The organism is Paenibacillus wulumuqiensis, from assembly GCF_000971965.1.
Taxonomy (GTDB): Bacteria; Bacillota; Bacilli; order Paenibacillales; family Paenibacillaceae; genus Saccharibacillus; species Saccharibacillus wulumuqiensis.
Genome location: NZ_KQ040794.1, coordinates 149,532 through 173,953, shown reverse-complemented (window position 1 = coordinate 173,953; position 24,422 = coordinate 149,532). Strand labels below are relative to the sequence as shown.

At 54.7% G+C, this 24,422-nt stretch carries 3 protein-coding genes; all 3 read right to left on the bottom strand.

Annotated features, from left to right (window positions below):
- Nucleotides 1-166: 166 nt before the first annotated feature.
- Genes WH45_RS05715 through fabF form a run of 3 tightly spaced genes read right to left on the bottom strand, consistent with a single transcriptional unit; the run spans nucleotide 167 to nucleotide 24,413 of the window.
- Nucleotides 167-22,720, bottom strand: a complete 22,554-nt coding sequence (locus tag WH45_RS05715) for a non-ribosomal peptide synthase/polyketide synthase (protein WP_046213433.1) — start codon at nucleotides 22,718-22,720, stop codon at nucleotides 167-169.
- A 29-nt stretch (nucleotides 22,721-22,749) separates the two neighbouring features.
- Entirely contained in the window at nucleotides 22,750-23,184 is a 435-nt protein-coding gene (locus WH45_RS05710) for a 3-hydroxyacyl-ACP dehydratase FabZ family protein (RefSeq protein WP_052723631.1), read from the bottom strand.
- Nucleotides 23,169-24,413: a beta-ketoacyl-ACP synthase II gene (gene fabF, locus WH45_RS05705; RefSeq protein WP_082096569.1), complete on the bottom strand. Its 1,245-nt coding sequence runs from the start codon at nucleotides 24,411-24,413 to the stop codon at nucleotides 23,169-23,171. The genes WH45_RS05710 and fabF overlap by 16 nt, the downstream gene beginning before the upstream one ends.
- Between the last annotated feature and the right edge of the window lie 9 nt (nucleotides 24,414-24,422).

The following is a 24,422-nucleotide window of genomic DNA, read 5'->3' as shown; positions in this document are numbered from 1 at the left end:
AATACGCTGGGTTTGACTGAAGCCCAGCGTGTTCCTTTTTGTGTTCACATACGGTCCTGTGATAATGTCAGCTTCACTGCATGGGATCGCTATACAGTCCCATACGGTTCGGCGCCGAAATACCTGTTCAAACATCGGTATCCATGAATTGGTTTACTATCAACGGTCAGGACAGGATTGGCTTCTCCTGCTCAGCCTGTACAGCCGTCTGCGCCAGAATTTGGCGGATAACGGATGTATTCACTCCCACATGTTCCGAATCCAGCAGTACATCATGGGTACCCTCTACCGGATATTCGACGTACTGACCGGAAGTGGACTGCTGCCACTTCAGATGATCTGTAGGCTGTGAACCGCTGCAATCCACTTCGGCGATCAGTGCATGGATATTGGCACGGATCTCACCGGCATTGATCAGTTCGTTACGGTAAGCGGAATAGACCAGCATCTTGCTTCGTACCCCCGCGCGATCATCCGGGTTCGCCAGGAATTCGCGGTATTGATCGGCTACGCTGTTCAGTACGGTATCGACGATATGCTCCATTTCTGCCGGAGTCATCTCATCCGGAGCTGTCTTGCGCATGGAATCGACCATGATGACATCGCTCACGGTGTATCCGCGTGCTTCCATCGCCCGGGCAACTTCAAAGGCCAGGTTGCCGCCAAGGGAATATCCCAGGAATACATACGGACCTTGCTGCTGAATATTGGTAATGGTATCCACATACTGCTCCAGCATCTCTTCACCTTGCAGACGGTCACCGATAAACTCCAGACCGATCACTTCCGCATCCTGCTGCAGCTCACGGGCCATCTCGTAATAACCGAGCGAGTAACCGACCCGAGGCGGAAAGCAGAATACTTTGCGATCACTGCGGCTGTGGAAGCGGATGATCTCCATCTCTTCTCCAGCATTGCTGTCACCGGATGCGCTCTGATCGAGCTGCAGCAGCAGGTCTTTCAGTACCGGATGAGCAAATACGGTCTGCAGACCGATCTCCATATTCAGTTCCTGCTGAATCCGCTGAATCAGCGTCAGTACTTTGAGTGAATGTCCTCCCCGTTCGAAGAAGTTATCGTTCATGCCGACATGTTCCACGCCGAGCACATCACTCCAGATATCAGCCAGCTGCTGTTCCAGCGCAGTGACCGGTGCGACGTAATCTGCCGACGATTGCAGCAGCTGCTCCGGTGCAGGCAGTGCTTTGCGATCCAGCTTGCCGTTCACATTCAGCGGCATCTGTTCCAGCTGGATAAAGGCACTTGGAATCATGTAGGCAGGCAGTTCCTCGGCCAGTGCCTTGCGCAATTCTCCCGCGCTCAGCGGCTGACTGGCGACAAAGTAGGCGCACAGTTGAGCGCTTCCGCCTGCATCCTGGAGTGCCAGTACGACGGTCTCCTGTACTGCCGGAATGCGCAGCAGCTGCGATTCCACTTCACCCAGTTCAATCCGGTAACCACGGATTTTGACCTGATGATCCATCCGTCCCAGGTATTCGATATTGCCGTCCGGCAGCCATCTGGCCATATCACCAGTCCGGTAAATGCGCTCGCCCGGCTTGTACGGATGGGCGGCAAACTGTACAGCGGTCAGCTCCGGCTTGTTGAGATAGCCTCTCGCCAGACCTTTACCGGCAATCACGAGTTCCCCTGGTACGCCGACCGGTACGAGCCTTGCATGTTCGTCCACGACCAGCACTTCCATATTGCCATACGGCTTGCCGACCGGTACGAGCGGCAGTGCCGCTGTGGTCGGTGTTGTTGTATAGCGCGTTGCATATACGGTCGCTTCGGTCGGGCCATAGATATTTTCCAGTCGTCCATGCGGAGAAACTTTGTAATATTCGCCGACCAGACGCGCCGGCAGAATCTCACCGCAGGCAAACAGGTATTTCAGGCTGCGCATACTGTCACGTCCGCTGACCTTGAGCTGCTGCACGAGAATCTGCAGCATCGACGGCACCAGATTGAGATGCGTAATCCGCTGCTTCTCGATCGCTTCCAGCAGAGCAGCCGGATTCTTGTCATCGCCTGGCGGCAGGATAACGAGTGTGCCCGGGCCGAAGAACCAGCTGAACAGCTCCGGAATGGAGAAGTCAAACGTGATCGTCGTTTTCTGCAGGAAACGGTCGCCCGGCTGCATCGGATAATCGGCCTGCAGCTGATCCAGCAGATTGACTGCGGAGCGGTGTTCAATCATGACCCCTTTGGGCTGGCCGGTGGAACCGGAAGTATAGATGATATAGGCAAGATGTTCCGGTCTCGACAGCGGCTCCAGATTGGACTCGTCTGCAGCATAGCTGGCAGCGTCATCGATATCGACCAATTGAATATGGGCCAGCGGAATCAGATTCTGCCATGCGGCACGAGTCAGCATCAGCTGGGCTCCCGAATCTTCCAGCATGTAGCGAATCCGCTCTTCCGGGAATTCCGGATCAACCGGTACATAGGCACCGCCGGCTTTGAGAATCGCCAGAATACCGACCATCATATCCAGAGAACGTTCCAGCATGATCGCCACCGGCTGATCCGGTGTGACTCCGCTTGCCCGCAGGGTACGTGCCAGTGCATTGGCTCTGCGGTTCAGCTCGTCATAGGTAAGCTCCTGACTGCCGCTGATCAGTGCCGGATGATCCGGCATACGTGCAGCCTGCTCTTCCAGTACGCTGTACAGCGTGCTGTCGGTGCGGATTGGCGCTGCCGTGTCGTTCCACTGATCCAGAATCATCGATTGTTCGGCAGTGGTCATCATATCCAGCCGGTTCACCGGCATGGCAGGATCGGCAGCCACTTCCTCGAGGATCTGTACCAGATGGGCCTGAATCTGTTCAATGCTTTCCTGCTCGTACACGATACCGTTGTAGCGGTACAATACCTGCAGATTCGATCCCGGCATGACGATCAGGTTAAAGTCATAGTTCGTCTGTTCAAACATCTGCACATCGGTAATCTCAAAGCCGGACTTGCCGCCGACCTGGCGCTCATCCAGTTCTTCCTGAACCGGATAATTCTCAAATACCATAATATGCGAGATAAGTTCCTGCTTCTGATCGCTCCGTGCCTGTACTTCATATAATGGATAGAAGTCATAATCATGACCCTGTACGTACAGCTGCTGCTGGCGTACCAGCATATCGGCAAAGCTGTCTTCCTCCAGCGCCTGCACACGAACCGGCACAGTATTAATAAACAGGCCAATCATGCTCTCAATGCCCTGAATCTCGGCTGGACGCCCGGAGACGACGCTGCCAAAGACCACATCACGGCTGGCATTATACCGCTGCAGCACCAGACCCCAGGCGGATTGCATCAGAATGTTCATCGTTACCCGGTGGCGCTTGGCCAGCTGCTCCAGACGTTCGGTCAGCGCTGTACCGAGGGCGAATTCCATTTTCTCGGACTGGTACTGCTTGGACTGACCCTGCAGGCGTGCCTGTGGAATCAGCGTCTGACGATCATAACCGGACAGGTATTCTTTCCAGTAGGCGGACGCTTCTGCTTCTCCGCGCTCATCCAGCCACTGGATATAACGGCTGTATGGTACGGTATCCGGCAGCTCCGGTTCGCGGCCTTCATGCAGTGCGGCATACGTATCGAATACTTCCTGGATCACGAGCGGCATGCACCATCCATCCATAATAATATGATGGAAACTCCACAGCAGCAGATGACAATCGTCTGCGGTCTGCATCACCGTTACACGCAGCAGCGGATCACGGGCCAAATCGAATCCTTTTTGCTTGTCCTTGGTCATCAGTGCGTCGATCTGCAGCTGCTGTTCATGTCCGCTCCAGCTGCGCAGGTCTTCATAGGCAATCCGGACAGGACGATCCCTGAACACCACCTGCACCGGCAGATCATGATAGCCGCTGTAGAAGTTGGTGCGCAGAATGGCATGACGCTGAATCATATGGTTGAAGCTGCGTTCAAAGTCGGCGATATCAAAGCTGCCCTGCAGTTCAAACCGTCCCTGCTCAAAATACACTTCCGAACGGGAATCCAGCAGATTGTGGAACAGCATCCCTTTTTGCATTGGTGTCAGGGAGTACATATTCTCCATCTCACCAATGGAAGCAGTCTGCACTTCCAGCGCCTCGATCAGCTCGAGGGTCGCTTCCTTGAGCAGTACGTCATGCGGTGTAAGTGATGTACGCTGTCTGGATACGCAGTGTTCGATAACCTGGCTGAAGCACTGCTGCAGCAGGCTGGCGAGACGATCTATCGTCTCTTTGCGATATTGACGGTTGTTGTAGCTGATTGTCAGTTTCAGTACATCATCTGCGATCAGGCCGTTCATATTGAGTGCCTGATGCTGGATCATCTGTCCGCTGACTTCGCGTCCGGTCGGATAGGTGGACATTTGCAGCAGTCCATCGGTCTGTCCGTCATCGAATTGACCCAGATAGTTAAAGGCAATCTCCGGTTCGCGGCGGTTCGTCCATTGGCTTTCATTGACAGACATGTATTTCAGAATGCCATAGCCTGCCCCTTTGTTCGGAATGCGGCGCAGTCCTTCCTTGATCGTCTTGATCGCTGCACCCGGCTCCAGTTCGGACATATCCAGCACAACCGGATACTGACTGGTAAACCAGCCCACGGTGCGGCTGATATCCAGATCCGGTACCAGTTCTTCCCGTCCGTGACCTTCCAGGATAATCGCTACCTGTTCGATTCCGCTCCACTGTCGAACCGCCATGCCAAGCGCGGTCAGCAGCAGATCATTGGCTTCGGTATTGTAGGCACGATAAGCCTTTTTGAGGAACTGGGCAGTGACTTCCCTGCTCCACTCGACCGTAACCGATTCGCTGTCCTGTACATGCAGTACCGGATGATCTTCATCCTTGGGCAGCTCGGCAAATTGATCCGGCAGCTGTGACCAGTACCGGCGATCAACTTCTGCCTGCTCACTATCCGCATAAAGGGCAATTCCGTCCGCCCAGGCGCGATAGGAGTCGGTCTTCTGCGGCAGCTTGATACTTTCGCCGCGGCAGGCCTGTTCATAGCCATTTTCCAGATCTTCCAGCAAGATGCGCCAGGAGATGCCATCGACGACCAGATGATGAATTACGATCAGCAGATGATCTCCGTCTGTATCCTGGAATAGTGCCAGCTTCATCAGCGGTCCTTCGGTAATCGACAGACTTTCCTGAATCCGCTGGGCATGTGCTGCCGCCGCGGACTCCGGATCGGAAGCGGACGCGATGTCCACGATTTCCAGTGTATGGAAAGGACCTTCCTGTATACTGCGGTTCCATGAGGTTCGCTGACCATCCTGCATGCGGATAACGGTACGCAGGGCATCATGATGATGGGTCATCTTCACGATGGCTTTTTCCAGAGCGGCCGTATTCATGTGACCCGGATAATACAGCATGACCGATTGGTTGAAATGATGCAGATCCTGCTGCTGATGCTCGAATAGCCACTGCTGTGCAGGGGTCAGTCTCACTTCACCGGTCACTTCCGACTGATCGGCGGTATGACGAACCTGGCTCAGCTGAGGAGCCAGCTCGGCAATCGTCGGGAATGTAAACAGGTTCTTGATCTCCAGCTTGTAGCCCAGATTGAGCAGGCGGGAAGAGACCTGAATCGCCTTGATCGAGTCGCCACCCAGTTCGAAGAAATGATCATGGATGCCGACAGCGGCTGTACCCAGTGTGCTCTGCCATACTTCGGCCAGGGCCTGCTCCGCTTCATTACGCGGTGCCACATAGGCGGTACTGCTGGACAGTGTGCTCAGATCCGGGTCCGGCAGCGCTTTGCGATCCAGCTTGCCGTTTGGTGTCAGCGGCATCCGATCCAGCTGTACAAAGTACGACGGAATCATATAGGATGGCAGCTCACGGGCCAGCTGTTCGCGCAGTTCGCTGATCGTCCATTCACGGTCTGCGACAAAGTACGCACACAGGGATGTCTGACCGGCAGGGTCTTTCCAGGCGACTACAATCGTTTCTTCGACGGTCGGCAGATCCAGCAGGCGGGCTTCCACCTCGCCCAGCTCAATGCGATAACCGCGGATTTTGACCTGATGATCCATCCGGCCGAGGTACTCGATCGCTCCGGACGGCAATCGTCTCGCCAGATCACCGGCACGGTACATGCGTCTGCCCGGCACGAACGGATCGTCCATAAACCGCTCTGCTGTCAGCTCCGGACGGTTGAGATAACCCGGTGCCACACCGTCGCCGCTGATGTACATTTCTCCGCCCACACCTACCGGCACGAGCTGCATCTGTTCATTCAGCAGGTAAATGTTAAAGTTGTCCGCCGGCAGACCGATCGGTACGGACTCGCCCTGATCGGTAGCCGGATCATAGCGATAAATCATACAGCCAACGACCGTCTCGGTCGGACCGTATTCGTTATAAATGTCCACGTCTCCGTTATACATTTCATAGATTGCATGCGCCAGCTGGGTGTTCAGATTCTCCCCGCCGACGATAAACTTGCGGATACGGCACTGCTCCGGCAGCTGAATGTCTTTGAAAAAGCTCAGATGCGTCGGTGTCAGTTTGAGAATATCCACTGCATTTTCACGTACGATCTGCTGAATCACACCAATTTTGTCTGCCGCATCGTAGATAACGATCTGGCCGCCGGTAATGAGCGGTGTGAAGATCGACGTATACGTCAGGTCAAAGGAAATGGAGGAGTACAGCGGGAAGCTCATGGCTGTACCGTCGGTATACATCTTCTCGGCCCACCAGATATAGTTGAGCAGCCCCCGATGCGTAATCATCGTTCCTTTTGGCTTGCCGGTTGTACCGGAAGTATAGATCATGTAGATCAGATCTTCATGCACGACCTGTACATCCGGACGCTCTGCATTATCGCTGTAGCTTGCCGGCTGATCCACTTCCAGGGTCAGTCCGTCAAAGGCTACCGTTCCATTTAGATGACGCTGTGTCAGCAAAATCTGTACACCGGAATCCTGCAAAATGTATTCCGTACGATCCTGCGGATACTCCGGATCAATCGGGATGAACACGGCGCCCTGCTTGAGTACCGCCAGGATCGAGACGATCAGTTCCGGCGAACGGTCCAGCAGCAGGCCGACCGTATTTCCTTTGCCCAGTCCGCGAGCTGCCAGGTAATTGGCCAAGCGATTCGACTGCTCATCCAGCTCTCGGAAAGTCATACAGCGCTCTCCGCAGACAGCGGCGATAGCGTCCGGTGTCCGACGTACCTGTTCTTCGAACAGATGATGGATGCAGTGATCCGCCGGGTAATCCGCGTCCATGCCGCGCCATGTCTCCAGCAGCATCTGCTGTTCGGCAGGCGTGATCAATGCCAGCTGATCGACCGGTATTTCCGGCTGTGCAGCTACCTGTTCCAGCAGCTGCAGCAGATGTCCGCGGGTGCGGGCAATCGTATCCTGCTGGTACACCGAAGCATTATAGCGCAGACAGATACGGATATCCTGTCCCGGAATAACGATCAGGTTGAAATCATAGTTGGTCTGCTCGAACATTTGGAAATCAGCCACTTCAAGTGCATCTGCATCTTCATTACCGGACTGTTCCACCTGCTCATCGAGCGGATAATTCTCAAAGATCATAATGTGCGAGATCAGATCCTGCTTTTGCTCGGTATAATTCTGGATCTCGTACAGCGGATACGTATCATAGCTTCCGCCAGCCAGCGACTGTTCCTGCACACGGCGCATTATGCCGGTGAAGGTATCGTCTGCCAGTGACTGCACGCGGACCGGTACGGTGTTGATAAACAGTCCGACCATGTCCTCGATGCCCGGAATCGCTGCCGGACGACCGGAGACGACGCCGCCAAATACCGCATCCCTGCTTCTATTGTACTGCTGCAGGATAATGCCCCACGCCGATTGCAGCAGGGTATTGACCGTTACCTGGTGCTGCCTTGCAATCTGATCAAGGCGGGCAGTCAGTTCACTTCCCAGCTGCAGAATCTGTTCTTCCAGCACATAGGCGCCACCGGATGTTTTGGCTGTCTCCGGTAGTAGAGTATGCCCTTCATAGTCGGCAAGATAATGCTGCCAGTAAGACGAAGCGGCATCCTGATCCATCCGGTTCAGCCATTCGATATACGTACTGTACTGCGGTGCAGGCGGCAGTTCAGCCTGCTGATGCTGACACAGCGCCGTATAATGAGTGAAAATCTCACCGGTGACGATCGGGATACACCAGCCGTCCATAATAATATGATGGAAGCTCCACAATACCCGGCAGCCATGGTCCAGATGGAAGATCGTCGCTCTCATCAGCGGATCGGTATCCAGACGGAATCCACGCTGCATATCCTGCGCTTCATACTGCTGCATCCGCTGCTGCTGTTCTTCCCTGGAAAGGGAACGCAGATCCATATAATCAACCGGCATCTCTCTCGTGCGGAATACGACCTGCAGCGGCTCATCATGAATATTGCTGTAGAAGCTGGTGCGCAGGATAGCATGTCTGCTCATCAGTGCCTGCAGACTTCCCCGGAACGCTTCGACATTGACCTGACCGCGCAGTTCAAAGCTGGCCTGTTCAAAATAAGTCACACTGTCCGGCTCCATCAGGCTGTGGAACAGCATTCCCTTTTGCATCGGAGTAAGCTGGTACACATCTTCCAGTTCCCCGGCTGATGACGTACGCTCCAGCAGACGATCCAGCTGGGTAATCGTCAATCCTTTGAACAGCAGATCACTTGGAGTCAGCTGCGGCTGCTCCTGAACTGCACAATGACGGATGACCATGGTCAGACGGGATTTCAGCATATCCGCCAGCTGACGAATGCGCTCCGGCTGATACTGGTTGCGGCTGTACATAATGGAGATCGACAGCTGTCCTTCCGCGATCATACCGTTCAGATCAAGTGCATAGTGCAGCGGTGTCTGGCTGCCCAGCGACTCGCCCACACTGTAACGTGACATGCTCAGTGCGTTGTTGTCCAGATCCTGGTCAAACTGTCCCAGATAGTTAAAGGAAACTTCCGGCTCGGCAGCATCTGCAGCAAGGCCCTGATCGTTCATATACTTCAGCAGTCCGTAGCCGATGCCTTTCTCCGGAACGGCACGCAGGGTTTCCTTGACCTGACGGATCAGTGGAGAGATATCCACATGCTCCGGTACGTGCAGGGCAACCGGATACTGGGTCGTAAACCAGCCGACCGTACGGGTAATATCCATATCCGGCAGAATCATCTCACGCCCGTGACCTTCCAGGTTAATCAGTACCTGCTCCGTGCCTGCCCAGTCGCGCAGCGCCATGCCCAGTGCGGTCAGCAGCAGATCATTGGTCTCGGTATAGTACGCACGGTTCGCCTGACGCAGCAGCAGCTCCGTATCTTCGGCGGACCAGGATACCTGTACCGATTCGCTGTCAGCGACTGTACCCGGTGAAGCATCGTAATCTTTTGGCAGCGGTGCGATATAGCCTCCGCTAACCGCATTCCAGTAACTGCGTTCCTGTTCCAGCGCGGAACCGGCAGCATATTCAGCCAGCTCGTTCGCCCACAGACGATAGGAATCGGTCTTCTGCGGCAGTGCCACAGTCTGTCCATTTAATGCCTGTTCATACCCTGTCGCAATATCTTCGAACAGAATCCGCCAGGAGACGCCATCGACGACCAGATGATGAATAACGATCAGCAGATGATCTCCATCCATCGCCTGGAACAATGTCATTTGCACAAGCGGCCCGTGTGTCAGATCAAAGCTGGATTGTACGCGGTTCGCTTCGCTGCGAATCATTTCTTCCGGATCTGCGGCGGAACGGATATCCAATGTGTTCAGTGTATACAGTGCACCTTCGCCCGCACTCCGGTTCCAGGCGGTATACCCGTGTTCTCCCTTGCGGAAAATCATGCGAAGTGCATCATGATGCTTCACTACCGCATCCATCGTCATTCGCAGCGGCTGCTCTTCGAACCGGTCTGCACGATGCAGCATAATGGCATGATTGTAATGATGCGGCTCAGCCAGATGACGCTCGAAGAACCAGTGCTGGATCGGCAGCAGTTCGGCTGCTCCGGTAATCTCGCCCTGCTCGGCCATTCGTCCGGCCGCCTGCAGATGTGGACTCAGTTCGGCAATCGTCGGATATTTGAACAGGTCCTTGATCTCCAGCTTGTAGCCGACCTGGAACAGTCTGGACGAAATCTGGATGGCCTTGATCGAATCGCCACCCAGATCGAAGAAATGATCATGAATCCCGATCTGCTGTGTTCTGAGAATGCCCTGCCATACCTGAGCCAGCGCTTCCTCGGCCGGTGTACGCGGCGCTTCATAAGCAGCACCGGTCCATACGCCTGCTTCCGGCTGCGGCAGTGCGCGGCGATCCAGCTTGCCGTTTGGCGTCAGCGGCATTTGTTCCATTTGTACAAAATAGGACGGGATCATATAACCCGGCAGTTCATTCGCCATTTCACTGCGCAGCGTGCTGGCAGTAAGCGGAATATCCGCTGTAAAGTAGGCGGCCAGTGACTTTTGCCCGGATGCTTCGGTATGAGCGATAACGACCGCTTCCCGGACAGCATCCACCTGCAGCAGTCTGGATTCCACTTCACCCAGCTCAATCCGGTAACCGCGAATTTTGACCTGATGGTCGATCCGGCCCAGATATTCGATACTGCCATCCGGCAGCCAGCGTGCCAGGTCACCGGAGCGGTACATACGCTCACCCGGTACAAAGGCATGCTCGATAAATTTCTCGGCCGTTGTCTCCGGACGGTTCAGGTAACCGCGTGCCAGTCCGTCACCGGTAATGTACATTTCCCCGGCGATACCGATTGGCTGCAGATGACGCTGTTCGTTCAGGATATAAGCGCCCAGTGTCGGAATAGTCGTACCGATATTGCTGCGGCCGAGTGCGATCTCGGTCTCGGTAATTTCCTTGTATGTGACATGGACGGTCGTCTCGGTAATACCGTACATATTGATCAGCTGTACATGCGGGTAGCGGCTTCTCCATTCCCCGAGCAGTGCCGGGCTGAGTGCTTCCCCGCCAAAGATAATCATGCGCAGTCCCAGATCGCTGCCGGTATGACCCAGCTCTTCCTGCATCAGCTGGTAGAAGTAGGTCGGTGTCTGATTCAGCACGGTGACCTGACGATCCTTGAGCAATTGCAGGAACTGCTCCGGACTCTTCGCGGTCATGGCCGGTACGATCACCAGACATCCTCCGTACAGCAGAGCTCCATACATCTCCCAGACAGAGAAGTCGAAGCAGCAGGAATGGAACAATGTCCATGTATCACCCGGACCAAAGTCGAACAGATTGCGGTCATTGAACAGCAGCCGTACTACGTTGCGATGTTCGATCAATGTGCCTTTTGGCTTGCCGGTTGTACCGGAAGTGTAGATAACATACGCCAGATCTTCCGGACGGCTGATCGATTGAAGCGGTGCCGCCGACTCGCTGTAGGATGCAGCATCGTCCAGCTCAATCATCGTTCCTGTGAAATGAGCAAACTGATGGCGCAGCTCCCCGCGCAGCAGCAGCAGCTGACTGCCGGAGTCTTCCAGCATGAACCGGATACGCTCCTCCGGATAATCGGCATCTACCGGTACATACGCGCCGCCAGCCTTGAGAATGGCGATCATGCCGACGATCATTTCCAGTGAACGGTCTGCCACGACAGCGACCAGATGATCACGCTCTACACCCAGCTGACGCAATCTGCGTGCCAGTGCATTGGTACGTTCATCCAGTTCACCGTAAGTGAGCAGCTGATCATTCAATCGAACCGCTACCGCTTCCGGTGTACGTGACGCCTGTACGGTGAACAGGCTGTGAATGCTCTCTTCCCGCGGATAGTCTGCAGGCAGACCGGCCGATTGCAGCATCAGCAGTGCTTTCTCCGCCGGTGTCACCATATCCAGCTCGGCCAGTGGTGCATCCGGCTGCCGAATAGCGAATTGGATCAGCTGTACGAAATGACCGGCCATACGCTCGATTGTCTCCTGTTTGTACAGGGAAGTGGCGTATTCAAGTGTGCACTCCAGCGCATCGTCCGATTCCGTAACCGTCAGGGTGAGATCGAACTTGGCTGCCGGATGGGACAGCTCGTACGGGGTAAACTGCAGTCCCTGGATCGTACGCTCGGTCTGCTCCATATTTTGCAGAACAAACATCGTATCAAACAGCGCATTGCGGCTCAGATCACGCGGAATGTTCAGTTTCTCCACCAGTTCTTCAAACGGATACTCCTGATGATCAAATGCCTGCAGTGCGATATCCTTCACTTCCTGCACATAATCGGCAAAGCTCTTCTTGCCTTCCGGATACGTGCGCAGCGGCAGCGTACCGACGAACATGCCAATCATTTCCTGCAGATTGTCGTACGGTCTGCCCGCTACCGGGGAACCGACGACGATATCTTCCTGACCGGTGTATTTGTGCAGCATGGTCTTGTACGCGGCCAGCATAACCATGAACAGCGTCGAGCCTGTCTGTGCGGCCAGTTCATGCAGCGAACGGCTCATTTCTGAATCAATACGGAACGAGATCGTATGACCGGCAAAATCACGTACCGCCGGACGTACTTCATCGGTCGGCAGATCCAGCACCGGCAGACTGCCGCGGAATGTCTCCAGCCAGTAGGCTTCCTGCTGACGCATCGCCTCACTGTGGATACGCTCCTGCTGCCAGACGGCATAGTCCACATACTGAATGGACAATGGCGCCGGCTGCTCGCCATGATAATAACGAACGACTTCTTCAATCAGAATATTCATCGAGACACCATCGGAAATGATATGGTGCATATCGAACAGCAGCAGATGACGCTCCTCCGCCAGCTGGATCAGACCTACACGCAGCAGCGGAGCCTGGGCCAGATCGAATGGACGTACAAACTGGCTGATAAACTGCTCTGCCTGTTCCTCGCTCGCCGTCTCACAATTGATGGCAAAAGGAACCTGCTCCAGAATCTGCTGTACCGGTTCACCCTCTACCGTAATGAAACGGGTGCGCAGTGATGTATGGCGCCGGATCAGATCGCGGAATGCTTCTTCCAGACGGGTACGATCCAGCGGCCCGTCGACCTGCATAACACCGGGCATATTGTAGCTGACTTTGCCATTTTCCATTTGTCCAAGAATGAACAGCCGCTTCTGTGCCGAAGATAACGGATAGTATTCCCGCGCTGTCGCTGCCGGAATATCCGCTGTGCTCTGTTGTTCCTGACCATCCAACACGAGAGCCAGTTCGGCAATCGTCGGTGCTTCGAAGACCTCGCGCAGCTTGATCTCGCGATGCAGCTCTTTGCGAATGCGTGAAGCCATCAGGGCTACTCGCAGGGAATGACCACCAAGGTCAAAGAAGTTATCGGTCGCACCGATCTTATCGACACCGAGAATATCCTGCCAGATCGCGGCCAGTGCGATCTCGGTCTCTGTACGCGGTGCCTGGAATGCTGCCGCTTCCGGTACTGCTGAACCAGCCAGCTCCAGATCGGCCAGCAGGCCCATGTATTCAATCGTTCCATCCGGCAGCAAGCGGGCCAGTTCACCGGTATGATATACCTGCTCGCCATCATGCAGCGGATGATTGGACTGTTCCAGCGTACGGATATGCTGTCCGACAGCATCATCACTCAGCGCTTCGACAGCAATGCACAGTTCGCCCATTACGCCTACCGGCTGATGGCGCTGCTGGCGATCGACGATGACCAGCTCATACGCCTGTTCCTGCTCTGCATTATGTTCCAGAGCGGACAGACGGGACAGCAGCGATGACTGCGGATATTCCGCCGCCAGTTTCCATGCAGGCAGCTGGTATTGTTCGCCATCAATCAGGGACAGCTCATCCACCGCGATCTGCGGCCGGGCAGCTACCTGTTCCAGCAGGCAGACGACATGCTGCTGCATCCGCTCTATATCTTCGGAACTGTACACAGCGGCATTGTATTGGAACATCAGCTGCATATCACGTCCCGGCAGTACGATCAGGTTAAAGTCATAGCTGGTCTGCTCCTGCAGCTCGGCATCCTGAATCTCAAATGTCGATTTCTCACCGCCAGCCTGTTCCATTTCCTGCTCGACCGGATAATTCTCGAATACGAGAATATGGGAGACCAGTTCCTGCTTCTGTCCGGTATTCGCCTGAATCTCGAACAACGGATGTGTGCTGTACGGCTGGGCATCAACGTACTGCTCCTGCTGCTGCTTCATCAGCTGCGGGAATGTCATGCCCGGTACCGTCTGTACGCGGACAGGAATCGTATTAATGAACAATCCAATCATCTGCTCCACACCGTGAATCTCGGCAGGACGGCCGGATACGACCGTACCGTACACCACATCACGGGTATGATTGTACCGCTGCAATGCCACACCCCATACGGATTGCATCAGGATGTTCAGCGTGACACCATGTTCGCGGGCAGCCTGCTCCAGCTGGGCGGTCAACGACTCACCGGCACTGTATTTCAGCTGCTCGGCGATATAACCACTTTCCGTAGAAGCCGCTCGTGCGGACGGAGCCGCGATGGTCGGCAGCAGTGTGCGGGAACGATAACCTTCCAGATAACGGCTCCAGTAGCCTGCCGCCGCCTGGTGATCCTGCTGTTCCAGCCACTGGATATACTCGCTGTATGGCGGCACATCGCTCAGTTCCGGTTCTTTTCCTTCTATATAAGCAAAGTAATAATCAAACACTTCGCGGGTGATCAGCGGGATGCACCAGCCATCCATAATAATATGGTGGAAGCTCCAGATGAGGCGGAAGCTCTCTTCGCCTGTACGCAGGATGGAGATTCGCAGCAGACTGCCTGCGGCCAGATCGAACCCACGCGCCTTGTCTCTCGCGGCAAAGGTCTGCATATACTCCGCCTGTGCATTCTCATCCATTCCCCGGATATCCTCATACACCTGCTCGGCCGGACGGTCACGGAATACGATCTGCAGCGGCTCAGTGCCCCAGTCGGTATGGAAATTGGTCCGTAAAATGTCATGACGGCTGACCAGCAGATCCATACTGCGACCGAATGCTTCCGGCTGGAAGCTGCCTTTCACATCAAAGGCGGCCTGTTCAAAGTACGCTCCATCCTGCGGCTCCAGCAGATGATGGAACAGCATGCCTTTTTGCATAGGTGTCAGGTTGTAGATGTTCTGGATCTCGCCAATACTGCGTGTATGCTGTACCAGTTCTTCCAGTTCATTATTGGAAATGCCTTTTGCCATAATATCGCTCAGCGTCAGCTCACGGTACTCCTGGGCGAGACAGTGCTGCAGTACTTCACGCAGGCTGTGCTCCAGCTGTCCGGCGAGCTGTTGGATCGTGGAGGACTCATATTGTCCGCCATGGTACGTAATGGTGAGTTCCAGCTGTCCATCCACTACGGCACCGTTCAGATCAAGCTTGTATTCCAGCGAATCGCGCAGACTCTGCGCTTCACCAGTGGAATAAGGCGACAGCTCCAAACCGTTATTGCTCAGATCCTGGTCGAACTGACCGAGATAGTTAAAGGAAATCTCCGGCGCAAGCGCGCGGTAATCTGCCGGCAGCTGATCATCCATCCGGGTCAGCAGACCATAACCGATGCCTTTGCCCGGAATACGGCGCAGTTCTTCCTTGATGCCTTTGATCCAGTCGGCAGTGCTTCCTTCGCCATTAGCGTGCAGTAGGAATGGATACTGGGTCGTAAACCAGCCGACCGTGCGCGTAATATCGATATCCGGGATAATCTGCTCGCGTCCGTGTCCTTCCAGATTGACGAGGAAACGGTCCTGTCCAGACCAGCTGTTCAGCGCGATCCCCAGTGCGGCGAGCAGCAGATCATTCGTCTCGGTCTGGTACGCATAATGCGCTTTGCGGAGCAGCTGATCGGTCTCTTCCGCGGTCCAGCGGATCGTCTCGGACCGGCTGCCGCTGCGTTCCAGCGACTCCGGCTGATGATCGGCAGGCAGAGCGGCCATCGGCTCCTCCTGCAGAGACAGCCAGTAGCTGCGGTGCATGTCCATCTGCGGACTGTTCACATAACTTGCCAGTGCCTGACCCCATTCGCGGAACGAATGTGTCTTCAGCGGCAGCTGTACATTCTGCCCCTGAGCCGCCTGTTCATAAGCAGCAGCCAGATCTTCAAGCAGAATCCGCCAGGAGACGCCGTCTACCACCAGATGGTGAATCGCTACCAGCAGATGATCACCGTCATCGCAGCGCATGATTCCCAGCTGCATCAGCGGTCCCTCGGACAGATTCATTCGGGACTGGATATCTGTTGCCAACTGCTCCACTTGACCGGCTGGATCTTCCTGTCCGCGCAGATCATGTACACTCAGGCTGAACAGGGAACTTGCGTCTGCGGTGCGGTTCCATGCCTGATATCCTTGCTCGGTTAGAGTAAATACCGAACGCAGTACATCATGATGAGCTGCCAGTGCGCCTGCAGCCTGTTCCAGTACAGATTCATCGAATCTTTCGGCACGGTACAGCATTACCGCCTGGTTAAAATGATGCGGTTCTTGCAGATTACGTTCAAAGAACCAGCGCTGTACCGGTGTGAGCACCATCTCGCCTTCTACCGCGCTCTGGTCGATCTGTTGTACAGCCGACTGCAGCAGTGGAGCGAGCTGAGCAATGGTTGAATATTTGAACAGCTGCTTCATTTCCATCCGGTATCCCGCCTGGAGCAGGCGTGAAGATACCTGGATCGCCTTGATCGAATCGCCGCCCAGTTCGAAGAAATGATCATGTACCCCTACCGGACCTGTACCGAGCACTTCCTGCCATACACGGGCCAGCGCCTGTTCGGCCGGCGTCTGTGGTGCGGTGTAGGTGCGTCCCGACTGCTGTACACCCGTCTGCGGTACAGGCAGTGCGCGGCGATCGACTTTACCATTGACCGTCAATGGAATCCGGTCCACCTGAACAAAGTAAGATGGAATCAGATAACCCGGCAGCTGCTGGCTGAGCTGCTGCCTTACATCCGCCGGTGAACATTCCGTCTCGGCAGCGTAATACGCACAGAGCTGCTTTTGCCCGGTTTCGTCCAGATGAACGACCACTGCGGCTTCACGGATAGCATCCAGCTTGAGAATCTGCGCCTCGATTTCCGGCAGTTCGATCCGGTAGCCGCGGATTTTGACCTGTTCATCGATCCGGCCTTTGTATTCGATCGTGCCGTCCGGCAGCCAGCGAGCCATATCCCCGGTACGGTAGCAGATCTCACCCGGACGAATGATGTCCTTGAGGAATTTGTCCGCTGTCATCTCCGGCTGGTTCAGATAGCCGCGGCCGACACCATCGCCGCCGACCAGCAGTTCACCCCATGTACCTACCGGCTGCAGATGGAATCCTTTGTCCACCACATAGGCGGTCGAGTTGTGAATCGGGCGTCCGATCGGCACGCTGCCATTGATCGGTCCGCTGATGCGATGTGTCGTCGAGAAGGTTGTATTTTCGGTTGGACCATAGCCGTTAATAATAGTCAATTCCGGATGATTTGCCAGTGTACGGTTCACATGCGATACAGACAGTACATCACCGCCGACGATCAGCGTATGTACGCCGGTGAACAGATGATCATCCTGCTGGGTCAGCTGATTGAACAGCGGTGACGTCAGCCACATTGTGTTGATTTCCCATGTGCGAATCGCTTCCTTGAGCTGATCGGCCACGAGAATGACATCGTTATCGGCCAGATAGAGTTGTCCGCCATTCAGCAGTGCTCCCCATATCTCGAATGTCGATGCGTCAAAGGAAACCGAACCGGTCTGCAGGATGCGTGTCGATGCATCCAGCTGCACATAATCCGTATTTCTCACCAGACGGACAACGTTCCGGTGCTCGATCATAACGCCTTTGGGACGACCGGTTGTACCGGAAGTGTACATTAGGTAGGCGAGTGCTCCGGCATGTCCGACAGGATGCGGCAGAGTATGTCCATCCGTATAGGCATGTTTATCATGCAGATTCAGTATGGTGACGCCAAAGTCTCCCTGGGCCATCTCCCAATCCTGAACGAGCATCAGCTTCACGCCGCCATCACTGAGCATATACTGTACGCGATCTTCCGGATATTCCGGATCGACCGGCACATAGGCACCGCCTGCACGCAGAATACCGAGCAGAGCCACGACCATCTCAATGCTTCGCGTACTCATGACCGCTACCGGTTCTTCCGGCTGCAGCCCCTGAGCCAGCAGTGTGCGGGCCAGTGCAGCAGAACGCTGTTCCAATTCGTAATAGGTCATTTTGCGATCCATGGTAACGAGCGCAATCTGATCCGGTGTCCGCTTGGCCTGCTCCTCGAACAGCTCATGGATCGTACTGTTATGCGGATAGGAGACGGTCGTGTTATTGAACTGCTCCACAATCTGCTGCTTCTCCGCCAGCGTAATAATTTCGATCTCATTCAGCGTAATCGATGCATTCTGGCTGACCGACTGAATGACTTTCAGGAAATGAGCAGCCAGCCGCTCGATACTTTCCCGGCGATACAGCGAAGTCGCATATTCCAGGCTAAAGGCCAGCCCGTCCGCTTCCTCGGATGCATTGAGGGACAGATCGAACTTGGCGACATTAACTTCCTGCGGATATGGAGTAAAGCGCAGATCGCCCATGCCCCGCTCGCTGCGATCCATATTTTGCAGTACAAACAAGGTATCAAATACCGGGTTGCGGCTGGAATCACGATCCAGCTGCAGCCGATCCACCAGCAGATCAAACGGATATTCCTGGTGGTCAAAGGCATGCAGCACTGTCTCGCGCACTTCAGCGAGATAATCGCGGAATGTACGTGTACCTTCCGGACGCACACGCATAGCCAGCGTATTGACGAACATGCCGATCGTGCCTTCCAGCTCTGCCTGCGGCCGTCCGGCTACAGGGGAACCAATGACCAGATCATTCTGACCGGTGTACTTGTGCAGCAGTACCGAATAGGCTGCCAGCAGCACCATATACAGCGTTGTGCCCGTCTCGCGGGTCAGCTGCTGAATCGCTTCACTTTCTGCCAATCCGGCTGCAAAATCAATCCGGTTCCCGGCAAAATGACGTACCGCCGGACGCACATAATCGGTCGGCAGATCCAGTGCCGGGATCTCTTCTTCGAAAATGCGAAGCCACGCGGCTTCCATTTCTTTCATCCGCTCCTGCTCCAGCTGCTCATGCTGCCATACCGCGTAATCCTTATACTGAATGCGCAGTTCCGGCAGGGTCTCTCCTTCATAGAGAGCGGACAGCTCTTCGGTGAGGATCGCAATCGAGATACCGTCGGACACAATATGATGCATGTCGAACAGCAGCAGATGACGCTCCCGGCCAAGGGATACGAGTCCTACCCGCAGCAGCGGTGCCTTACTTAGATCAAATGCCCGTACATATTGCTCAATGACCTGCTCCAGCTGCGCTTCGCCGGCTTCAATAGGTTCAATGGCGAATTCCACCTGTTCATGAACATGCTGCACCGGCTCCCCATTTTGTAAATGGAAAGTCGTGCGCAGCGATTCATGACGATGGATCAATGCGCGGAAAGCCGCTTCCAGCTGCTCCGTATCCAGCGGACCTTCCATCATAAAGGCACCCGGCATATTGTAGCTGGTCTCGCCGCCTTCCAGCTGGCTCAGTACATACAGTCGCTTCTGCGCCGAAGATACCGGATAATAATCCATCTTTGCTGCCGGAGCAATGGACTCATATACTGCCGGAATCTGACCATGCAGCAGCAGGGACATACTTTCAAGCGTGGGTGCCTGGAAAATATCCCGCAGGGAAATCACACAGCCAAACTGCTGCTGAATCCGTGAAGACAGCTGGGCAGCGCGCAGGGAATGACCTCCTGCCTCAAAGAAATTGTCGAGCATGCCGACGCGTTCCACGCCGAGTATGTCCTGCCAGAGCGCGGCCAACTGCACCGCTTCCGGTGTGGTGGGAGCCACATATTCGACAGCGGACTGCACACCGGTCACCGGTTCAGGCAGTGCGCGGCGATCCAGCTTGCCATTCGAAGTGAGCGGCATACGATCCAGCTGGATAAAGTAGGACGGTACCATATACGCAGGCATTGCCGCCGTCAGCTGTTGACGAAGCTCTGCCGCAGGCAGTTCCTCCGATGCGGTGTAATAGGCGCACAGCAGATGCTGTCCCTGTTCATCCGGGCGTGCCAGTACAATCGTCTCCAGCACCGACGGAATGCGCAGAATCTGTGCTTCCACTTCACCCAGTTCGATCCGGTAACCGCGGATTTTGACCTGATGGTCGATCCGGCCCAGATATTCCAGATTGCCATCCGGCAGCCAGCGTGCCAGGTCACCGGTACGGTACATGCGCTCGCCCGGCTGGAACGGATGCTCGATAAACTTCTCGGCCGTCGTCTCCGGACGGTTCAGATACCCTCGGGCCAGACCGTCTCCGGCAATATGCAGTTCGCCTGGGATGCCTACCGGCTGCAGGCGGCGCTGCTCATCCAGAATATAGGCACTGAGCGTCGGAATCGTCACCCCGATATTACTCTTGCCCGCCGCGATCTCGGCAGCACCGATCTCTTTGTACGTAACATGGACCGTCGTCTCAGTAATGCCGTACATATTGATCAGCTGGGTATTCGGGTAGCGGTCATGCCAGTCCTTGAGCAAATAAGGACTGAGCGCTTCACCGCCAAAAATAATTTGGCGCAGACCCAGTTCGCTGCCGGTATGAGCCAGTTCTGCCTGCATCAGCTGGTAAAAGTAGGTCGGCGTCTGGTTGAGAATGGTCACTTGTTCCTGCTTGAGCAGCTGCAGGAACGATTCCGGACTTTTGGCGACCATGGAAGGAACGATGATCAGCTTGCCGCCGTACAGCAGCGCACCATACATTTCCCATACCGAGAAGTCAAAGCAGAACGAGTGGAACATCGTCCATACATCACGATCATCAAAGTCAAAGCGGTTCTGATCGTTGAACAGCAAGCGAACGACGTTTTTATGTTCGATCAGCGTGCCTTTCGGCTTGCCGGTCGTACCGGATGTATAAATGACATAGGCCAGATTCCGCGGTCCCGATACATGCGGCAGATTGGAACTGTCTCCTTCTGCGGCCGCTTCACGAATATTGATCCATGTGCCGTCAAATGGAATCTGCGCCTGCAGATGAGCCTGACTGAGCACGACCTGCACACCGGAATCTTCCAGGATATAGCGGATACGCTCTTCCGGGTACTCCGGATCGACCGGTACATAGGCACCGCCGGCTTTGAGTACAGCCAGCATGCCCACGACCATTTCCAGCGAGCGTTCTGCGATGACACCGACCAGGGAATCTGCACCGATGCCCCGGTCGCGCAGCTGATGGGCAACACGGTTGGCCTGCTCATTCAGCTGATGATATGTAAGACGCTGTTCATCGATTTGCACAGCGATATGCTGCGGCGTGCGCTGCACCTGCTGTTCGAACAGACCGTGAATATTCTGCTCACGCGGATAATCCGCTTCAGCCATTTTGGAAAAGGACAGCACCTGCTGCTGTTCCGCTTCACTCAGCAGCGATACATCGCCAATCGTCATCTCCGGATAACGTACGATCTGTGCCGTAATCATACCGAGATGATCGACCATATTGGCAATTTCTACATGGTCAAACAGTTCCTTGCGGTAATCGACATGCAGTATCATCTGATCCTCATCCAGCATCTCCGTAATATGCAGCACCAGATCATTGATTTCATCTCCGCAGAAGTCATAATCCGTCAAAATCCGGATTCCTTCCAGGTCGACCCAGCTGATCGGACGGTATTCCATCGAGACACCGAATAACCGCTGCAGATCCTTGTGGTGATGCGCATCCCGCAAATCCTGAATGAGCTGATTGTATGGATACTGCTGATGACGGAGTACCGACATTTGTCCACGGGCGACCCCTTTGACAAAATCAAACACTGTCATCTCTTTGTCTACCAGCGCCCGCTCGGCAATGGTACTGACAAACATGCCCATCGTCTGCTTTTCCTTTTTGGTACGGCGGTTGGCGAGAGAAGTACCGATGACGATATCCTGTTGATTGGTCATTTTGTGCATGTACACATACATGGAGCTCATGAACAGTTGGAACAAGGAAATCCGGTTTTCTCGGCAAAAGGCATGAATCTCGTCCTTGAGATAACCTGGCACTTCAAAATGTTCCCGTACTGCAGCCGTGCTGACTGTCATCGGGTTGTACGATTTCCAGCCGGTGACCTCGGGGATATCGGCGAATTTGTCCATCCAGTAAGCGCGATCCTTGGCATACTTCTCGGACTGCACATATTCCTCTTCTGCGGTCAGATAATCGATATAGGAGCAGTCTTCCGGGATCACCGGCTCTTTGCCCTGCATCATTTCGATATAGTAGTCGGTAAACTGGTTGCCGAACAGTACCATCGAGATGCCGTCGGAGATAATATGATGCACCTTAATATTGAGCCAGTATTCCTCGTCACTGATTCGCACGAACAGGAAGCGGTACATGCAAGCATCCAGCACCGGCAATGCCTGACGCTTTTGCTCGTCTAGCCATGCTTCCATATGCTCCATGCTGTCAAAGTCCTCAAGGTTTACACATTCAAACTGCTGTTCTTCGTAAGGAACCACGTACTGACGCGGTTCCCCTTCTACAGTCGTAATACGCAGACGGAAAGCGTCATACTGGCGAATAACCAGATTGATCGCCTTCATAAAAGTGGGCAGGTCCAGTTTCCCTGTCATTCGAATAGTGGCAGAGAGCTGGGATGCGGAAGTGCCTGGATACAGCAGCTCTGTGTACCATATCCGTTGTTGGGCATTCGTTAAGGAATATAGCTGCATTTTCTGTTAACTCCCTTTCCATGATGGTCTTAACGCTTCAGATCGTAGGAGACGATCTCATCCGCTTCGAGGACGATTCGTTCCCCTACGGAAGCTATTCCTTTACCAAGCACATAACCTTTGCGGCGGCGAAGCACCTCTACATACAGATCAATTCGTTCCCCGGCAGCAGCCTGACTCAGCACACGCACCCCTTTTAATGTGGTCAAAAAGGAAATGCCCGCTTCGTCGATAGTGGCAAATGCCAGCAGCTGTGCCAGCGATTCCACGACCAGCGTGGAAGGCATATAGGGCTGTGCTTCGCTGATATACCACTCGTTCCAGCTGACCAGCTTGTATCCCCTGGCCCAGCCGGAAGTCTCGTAACCGGATACCTCATCGATCATCAGAAACGGATAACGATGAGGCAGTACGTCAGGAATATGAATCTTGGTCAAATCCAAAGGAGTTACTCTCCCTTCCATTTGCGTACAGCAATGCATACATTATGTCCACCAAAACCGAAGGAATTGCTGATGGCTGCATTGACTTCCCTTTCCTGGCTTGTATTCGGTACAAAGTTCAGTTCCGCATCTTCCGGATCATCACAGTTGAGTGTAGGCGGGACGGTGCTGTGCAGCATGCTTTGCACGGTTGCAATCAATTCCACCGCACCTGCTCCGCCCATCAGATGGCCGGTCATCGACTTGATCGACGAGATGGCGAGCTTGGGCGCATGTTCCCCAAACACTTTGCGCAAGGCATTCACTTCCATCTGATCGTTAAAAGGAGTACTCGTACCGTGTGCATTCACATAATCCACATCTTCCGGCTGAAGACCGCCGTCTTCCAGCGCAAGTCTTATCGCATCGGCCGCACCCGATCCGCTCAGATCCGGAGCCGTAATATGATAGGCATCCGTCGTACAGCCGTAGCCGACCACTTCAGCCAGAATAGTCGCATTTCGCTTGAGCGCGTGTTCCAGTTCTTCCAGAATGACGACCCCGGCTCCCCCGCCGATCACAAAGCCGTCACGTGCCGAGTCAAACGGTCGACTCGCCTTCTGCGGCTCTTCATTGCGTCTTGATAATGCATGGATATTGGCGAATCCCGCCAGATCGAGCTGGCTGAAGTTCGCTTCCGCTCCGCCGGCAATTACCGCGTCGGCTGTGCCGTACTGGATCGTACGCAGCGCTTCTCCGATCGCATTGCTGCCAGTTGCGCAGGCGGTAACTACACCGAACGAAGGACCTTTGGCACCAAAGGCAATAGAGACTTCACCGGGCGCCGAATTGATCATCATCGCCGTTACAAAATGCGGGGATACCCGCTTCGGACCGATTTCCGTCAGCTTGCGGTAATTCTCTTCCACCACGTCCAGCCCGCCGGCTCCCGAGCCGATCACGACACCAACACGGGAAGCATTCTGTTCATTGATGACCAGTCCGGACTGCTGCATCGCCTGATGGGCGGCAGCCAGTGCAAACTGGGTGAACTGCGCTATTTTATTGGCTTCTTTTTTGCTCATGTACTGCAGTGGATCAAAGCCTTTGACCTGGGCTCCAATCTTGGTTGGAATCTCGGATACGTCAAAGTGATCCACCAATTCCACACCGCTGCGGCCCTCGACCAGCGAGTTCCAGAAATCTTCTGTATTCAGCCCGACCGGTGTGATTACACCCTGCCCGGTCACCACTACACGCCTTTTCAATATGCCCACGTC